Genomic DNA, 6,297 nt, shown 5'->3' with positions numbered 1-6,297 from the left:
CCGGGCGGGACAATGGCGGCGGCTACCTGATCGGAAGCTTCCAATTAACTTGATAGCCTTCAGGACTCGGCGGAGGTCGTCGGGTAGCGGGTGAAGAACATCCGCCGGCACTACGCGCGTGGCGGCTCCGGGGAGGGCCAAAGCGACCAGAGCGTGAGGTATGCCAGCCCGAAAAAGGCCCCAACCGCGAGCGCCACACCGGTCGGCTGGACGTAGGCAAGCGGCGACCGCACCCAATCGAGCGTCGTGGCCACCACCGCGCCCGGCTGCGTCACCAAATCCCAGGAGTTCCACCGCTGGAACCGCCCGATCACCACACCTACCGCGCACAGGCCGACCGAGACGGCTACCGCGATCCATCCGCTCAGCCCACCGAACTCGCGCTCGATCCGCCGACACACCAGATGCATCGACACCACACCGAGTATGACGCCGGTCCAGGCCGCGACCCCGTATTGCATGACGTGCCGCCACAATTCGGCGTCGCTGCCCAGGTGCACCAGGTCGGTCACCAGATACGGGGCATTGGGCAGGAACGCCAGCCACCCCAGCCCCAGTGGAATCAACCAGATCCGCCGGCGTACCAGGGCGAAACCGGTCGCAAAGAACACCGGGATAGATGCCAACACCAGATTCCAAACGAAGAACCGGGTCGGGTAGGTCAGGGGTGGGGCCGGATCGGTGAGGCCCAGCACCAGCGCCAGCCCGGTTGTGGCCACCACCGATCCGATCAAGACCACACGGCGTGCATTGGTCATGAGTCCAGTTTGCCAGCCGCGCGCAGCGACCCAACAACGACGACAGGCAAGACACCAGCGTGGGCGCGACACGGCGAGGGCATGATCGAGAATCTTTCTAAGTTGCTGTGAGGCCGATGAAGGCTTGCAGAACAACCGTCTTCACGTCAACGCGTTGTCGTATACCGCCGCGGCACAGCCATACCGTGACCCGGCTACTGCGGACGGCTGCTGAAGTCTGACGAAGGCGAGCCCTGACCTGGTCAAATGTGGTGGAGCTAAGGGGATTCGAACCCCGTACTGAAGCTGCAGAAATGGGCTCTGAGCTGCAGTTCGTGTCGATCTACGTTGTTGGGTTGGTGCTCTTTGTACTGGTGATATGCCTCCGGGTGTTACGCGACGTAACGTCACTGGCCGGGAACCCACGGGGTTGAGGGCGAGGGGACGAGGTTGCCCAGGCGCGACGCATTATCCAAGTGGTGACGGGAATCGAACCAGACGCATAAACGGCGTGACCTGCGGAGACACCGGATTTGACCCGCCGTCACGGAGAACTGCAGCAACACCACCATTGGAGTGTGGTTGGAGAACACCTAGACGGCACTGCGGTGGTAGCGCCATACGGCTAACCGGCACGCCATAACCCCTCCTTCCGCGGGCCTAACCGCCGCCGAGCTCAGCGCGCAGCCGCTTTTTGTCGACCTTGCCGCTGGCCAAGACCGGCAACTCGTCGACGATTACCAGGCGTCGCGGCATCTTGTAGCCGGCCAGTCGGCCTCGGACGAAATCCTGGACCGCGTCCAGCGTGAGGGTTGCGCCCGACCGTGGCACCACGACGGCACAGACAGCCTCCCCCCACCGCTCGTCCGCTGTTCCGACCACGGCGCAGGCCGCGACCTCATCGAGCCCGCTGACCGCATCCTCCACCTCCGGCGAGTACACGTTCTCCCCGCCGCTGATGATGACGTCCTTTTTGCGGTCCACCAAGTACAGTAGGCCGCGGTGGTCGAACCGCCCGATGTCTCCGGTGTGGCACCACCCGTCGCGCAGCGTCGTCAGCGTTGCCACCTGGTCGTCCCAGTACCCGCGGAACCGTGAGTCCGACCGCACGACAATCTCGCCGGCGCCGCCGACCGGCACATCGCGGCCGTCCTCACTGACGATCCTTACCTGCACGCCAGGAAACGGGAAGCCGACCGACCGCAAACGGTCGGCCGCGTCGGGGCCCTCGACTCCATGCAGTTCGCGGGGCAGCCCCGACACAATCGCCTCCGTCTGTCCGTACAGATTGAGGAAACCCACGTGGGGCAGCATGGCCAGCGCGCGCTGCAACGTCGGTAGGGCCATCGGCGCGGCCGAGTACACGATGGTGCGCACACTTTCCAGAGTGCGATCATCGGTGACTTCGTCGAGCAGCGTCCGTAACATCACCGGCGCGAGGTGCAACACCGTAATGTGTTCTTCGGCGATTAACCGGACAGCTTCAGCTGCGTCGAACTGCCTCTGCAACACCACCGTTCCGCCACGGGCGTGCAGGCCACCGATGATGCCCATGGCGCCGAAGTGAAACATAGGCATGTTGATCAGCCCACGGTCCGCGCTGCCGGACCGCATTTCGGCGTTCATCGTGAGCGCGACGCGTCGCAATTCCCGCTGGCCTAGGACGCAGCACTTGGAAGCGCCGGTGGTGCCGCTGGTGAACAACAGGCAAGCGATATCGTCGGGGCGCGCGACGAATGCCGGCTCGTCGCAGTCCCCGCAGGCAATGAATTCTTCGAAATCGGTCATGTCGGGCCCGCCCGTGGATACCAGCAAGGGCGGGACCGGCAATCGCGGTGCAAGTTCTGAGACTGTCGCTGCAAATTCCTTGCCGCAGAACACCATCGATGGCCCTACTCGACGCAGCACGTCGAGCACTTCGGGTGGCGAAAGCCGGAAATTGACCGTGGCCATGATGATCCCGCTCAGCTGTGCGGCGGCCATTAGCTCGCCGAACTCCACACTGTTGCGGCTCAGCACCGCGATGCGATCCTGCCGCCGGACACCTGCGGCCGCCATCGCCGACACCAGCCTCACCGCGCGGTCGCGCAACGCAGCGTGAGTCACCGTACGGTGGCCCAGTCGATATGCGGGCACGTCGGGAAACCGCCGGGCGTTGTCAGTGACGATGTCGCCCAGCGTCATATCGTCACATTCCGCGCTGCCCTTCAACGGCTGGGTCACCGGGCCACTCGGTTCGATGCCGTGATGTTCCTCAACGTGCCGGCGGTGGATACGCCCCCAGCCGCTCCCCAGGCCCCGGTACCTAGTTCCGCTCCGATCGCATCGAGCGCGTCGCCGGTGGACCCGATCGTCCTCATGGCTGCTCCTGCCCTGACGTCCAGCTCGCTATACCGATATCTATTTAACGGTATAGACTAGCCACGCTCGCCGGGCCCACCGGGACCGCTAGCGACTGAAGCCGAGCAGGGAGAGATCACTGATGACTCAGTTCACCGAAGCGCCGATCTTCGATGCGGACCAACACATGTACGAGACACCGGAAGCGCTCACCAAGTACTTGCCGGAGCGCTACCGCAAGGCCGTCCAGTTCGTCCAGGTCGGCAAGCGCACCCGGATCGCGATCATGGGCCAGATCACCGAGTACATCCCCAACCCGACCTTCGAGCGGGTCGCCGCCCCGGGCGCGCACGAGAAGTTCTACGCGGCGCAGAACACCGAAGGCTTGACGATGCGCGAGATGACCGGCATCCCCATCGAGACACCGGCAGCTACACGCAACCCGGCGGACCGCATCAAGGAGCTGGACCGCCAGGGCGTGCGGGAGGCGTTCGTCTACCCGACGTTGGCCAACCTCGTCGAGCACTCCGCGGCGGAGAACCCGGAGTTGACGATGGCGATCATCCACGCACTGAACGAATGGATGCTGGAGGCTTGGAACTTCACCTACGCCGACCGTCTGTTCATGACGCCGGTGATCAACTGCGCCGAAGTCGACAACGCCCGGCGTGAACTGGAATACGTTCTGGAGAACGGCGCCAAGGTGGCGCTGATCAAGCCGGCACCGGTCAAGGGCTTCCGCGGCTGGCGCTCGCCGGCGCTGCCCGAGTTCGACCCGTTCTGGCGCGACGTCGAGGACGCCGGGTTGCCGATCGTGCTGCACGCCAGTCAGCCACCACTGGAGGAATACGTCAGCAAGTGGGAGCCCCCGGACACCAACAGCGCATTCGAAATGTCGGCGTTCAAGTGGGTCGCTCTGGGCCACCGCGAGATCTCGGACATGATCACCAGCCTGATCTGCCATGGCACCCTGACCCGGTTCCCGAAACTGCGCATCGCCAGCGTGGAGAACGGCAGCGCCTGGATCCACCCGCTGTTCCATGACCTCGGCGATATTTATAAGAAGATGCCGCAGAACTTCGACGAGCACCCGCTCGATGTGTTCCGTCGCAACATCTGGGTGAGCCCGTTCTGGGAGGGGTCGGTGTCCGATGTCGTCGAAACGATCGGGTGGGACCGCGTGCTATTCGGTTCGGACTACCCGCACCCCGAAGGCCTGGCCGAACCGAAGGGCTTCTTCAAATACGCCGAGGGCATGGACCGGCGCCGCACCTACGATTTCATGGGCGACAACGCCCGCCGCTTCCTGGGGCTACCGATCGCCAACCCCGACCCGGACGCCGTGAAGCCGCCGACCCTGGCCCACGCCTGAGGCGCAAGAGCTGATGACAGGCACCCACACTGGGCCTCAGCAGCGTGCTGAGATGGACCTGGACCACCATTCACCCGAGTTCCGCGAAGACCCGTTCGGCAAGTTCGACGAAATCCGATCCCGGTGTCCGGTCGCGCATTCCGACCACTACGAGGGCTTCTGGACACTCGTCGACTACGCGTCGGTGTTCGAAGCCGCCCGCGACGACGACCTGTTCAACTCCTACCCGTCGGTCGGGGTCCCGGCCAGCGGCATGCCCTTCTCTATCCTGCCGATCGAATCCGATCCCCCGGTCACCCAAGAACTGCGTGAGGTCACCCTCCGCCAGTTCTCCCCCGGTTCGGCCGAGAAGGCCCGGCCCGCCACCCTAGAGATGGCTAACGAGGCCATCGACGCCTTCATCGAGCGCGGCAAATGCGACCTGGTCGGCGAGTTGACGACACCGCTGCCGGCGCGGCTGATCCTGCGATTGCTGAAGTTCGACGAGTCCCGCTGTATGGAGTGGGTGGACTGGGTGCATACCTTGGTGCACAACCGCGCCCACGACCCGGAGAAGTCCGCCGCAGCGGGCATGGAGCTGTTCGCCGAGATCAACAAGCACATGGAGCAGCGCCGCGCCGAGGGCCTAGGCGACGATCTGTTCAGCGACATCCTGCGCGGCACCCTGAACGGCGAACCACTCGACGACACCCAGATCGCCATGTACACGTTCCTGATGATGCTGGGCGGCATGGACACCACCAGCGGATTCACCGGCAACGTGCTGCTGTGCCTGTGTGAAGACAACGAGCTGCGCAAACAGCTGATCAACGATCCGGGCCTGATCAAGAAGGGCACCGACGAGCTGCTGCGCGTGTATACGCCGACACTTGGATTGGCCCGCACCGTCTCCCGCGACACCGAGTTCCACGGGCAGTCACTGTGCGCGGGCGAGCGGGCGATCCTGATGTGGGCGGCGGCCAACCGCGACCCAGCGATGTTCGAGAACCCCCAGACGCTGGATCTATTTCGGCCGAACGCGAAGAGGCAGATGGCTTTTGGCGTAGGAATACACCGGTGTCTGGGCTCCCATTACGCCAAGATGATGTTCCAGGTGATGTTGGGTCAGATCCTCGAACGCCTGCCTGACTTCGAACTCGCCGGCGAGCCGCAGCGGTTCGACGACGCCGGTGAGGTCTACGCCGTGTCCAAGCTGCCGGTGAAGTTCACCCCCGGCCGACGTATCGGCGGCCCGAGCGGCCGGTCATCGTCGACGAATTTCCGTTGACAGGCCTGGGCAAGGTCTCGAAATCCAACTGGCCCAACATATCGCAGGAGGAAGCCGATGACGGTGTTGTCCACCGACGAGCGGCAGGAGCTCGCCGGGTCCGTACGCGCTGCCTGCGAGAAGTTCGCGTCGGAAGAGCGGGTCCGTGCCGCCGCCTACGGCGGCAACGGCAGCTGCGGCGGCGTGGACACCGAGCTGTGGACGGTACTCTGCGCTCAGGTCGGGGTGGCCCAGATCGCCCTGCCGGAGCACCTTGGCGGGGCCGGCTACGGCGCGTCCGCGCTGGGCGTCGTCGCTCACGAACTCGGCCGCGTGCTGGCTCCGGTGCCGTTCGTCGCGTCAGCGGTGCTGGCTACCGGACTGCTACTCGACACCCACGCCGACGATCCCGACACCGAGAAGCGTCTGTCTGGTCTGTTCGACGGGCGACGCACCGCGGCGGCGGCGATCACCAGCGACGGCGGGTTTTGGCGTCGTGCCGCCGTGACGCTCACCGCAGCACGCAGCGGCGACGATTGGAGCGTCGACGGCGTGGTCCGCCATGTCCTCAACGGCACTGCCGCCGACGACTTGTTAGTGGT

The 6,297-nt window shown here is 64.8% G+C and carries 6 protein-coding genes; 3 read left to right on the top strand and 3 right to left on the bottom strand.

Annotated elements, in window-relative coordinates; genetic code table 11:
* Positions 1 to 110 precede the first annotated feature (110 nt).
* The 3 genes from ACLP4W_RS28575 to ACLP4W_RS28565 all read right to left on the bottom strand — a co-directional run bounded on the left by ACLP4W_RS28575 (position 111) and on the right by ACLP4W_RS28565 (position 3,097).
* Complete coding sequence (locus ACLP4W_RS28575; RefSeq protein WP_442390708.1) at positions 111 to 758, bottom strand: DUF1361 domain-containing protein; 648 nt, start codon at positions 756 to 758, stop codon at positions 111 to 113.
* A 639-nt stretch (positions 759 to 1,397) separates the two neighbouring features.
* Positions 1,398 to 2,921, bottom strand: coding sequence for a class I adenylate-forming enzyme family protein (locus tag ACLP4W_RS28570; protein WP_442390710.1), 1,524 nt, complete (start codon positions 2,919 to 2,921; stop codon positions 1,398 to 1,400).
* A 35-nt stretch (positions 2,922 to 2,956) separates the two neighbouring features.
* The gene (locus tag ACLP4W_RS28565; protein ID WP_442390707.1) at positions 2,957 to 3,097 is read right to left on the bottom strand and encodes a hypothetical protein; all 141 of its coding nucleotides are present in this window, start codon (positions 3,095 to 3,097) and stop codon (positions 2,957 to 2,959) included.
* 122 nt (positions 3,098 to 3,219) lie between these two features.
* On the opposite strand from ACLP4W_RS28565, the gene ACLP4W_RS28560 reads away from it, so the two are divergent.
* The 3 genes from ACLP4W_RS28560 to ACLP4W_RS28550 all read left to right on the top strand — a co-directional run.
* Complete coding sequence (locus tag ACLP4W_RS28560) at positions 3,220 to 4,449, top strand: amidohydrolase family protein (protein WP_442390705.1); 1,230 nt, start codon at positions 3,220 to 3,222, stop codon at positions 4,447 to 4,449.
* A gap of 13 nt (positions 4,450 to 4,462) precedes the next feature.
* Positions 4,463 to 5,716, top strand: coding sequence for a cytochrome P450 (locus ACLP4W_RS28555; RefSeq protein WP_442390703.1), 1,254 nt, complete (start codon positions 4,463 to 4,465; stop codon positions 5,714 to 5,716).
* Between the two features lie 57 nt (positions 5,717 to 5,773).
* The coding region (locus tag ACLP4W_RS28550; protein ID WP_442390701.1) for an acyl-CoA dehydrogenase family protein at positions 5,774 to 6,297 on the top strand (524 nt) is incomplete at its 3' end.

The sequence above is a fragment of the Mycobacterium sp. genome (assembly GCF_052145595.1).
GTDB lineage: Bacteria > Actinomycetota > Actinomycetes > Mycobacteriales > Mycobacteriaceae > Mycobacterium.
This window is presented reverse-complemented; position numbering and strand designations above follow the sequence as displayed.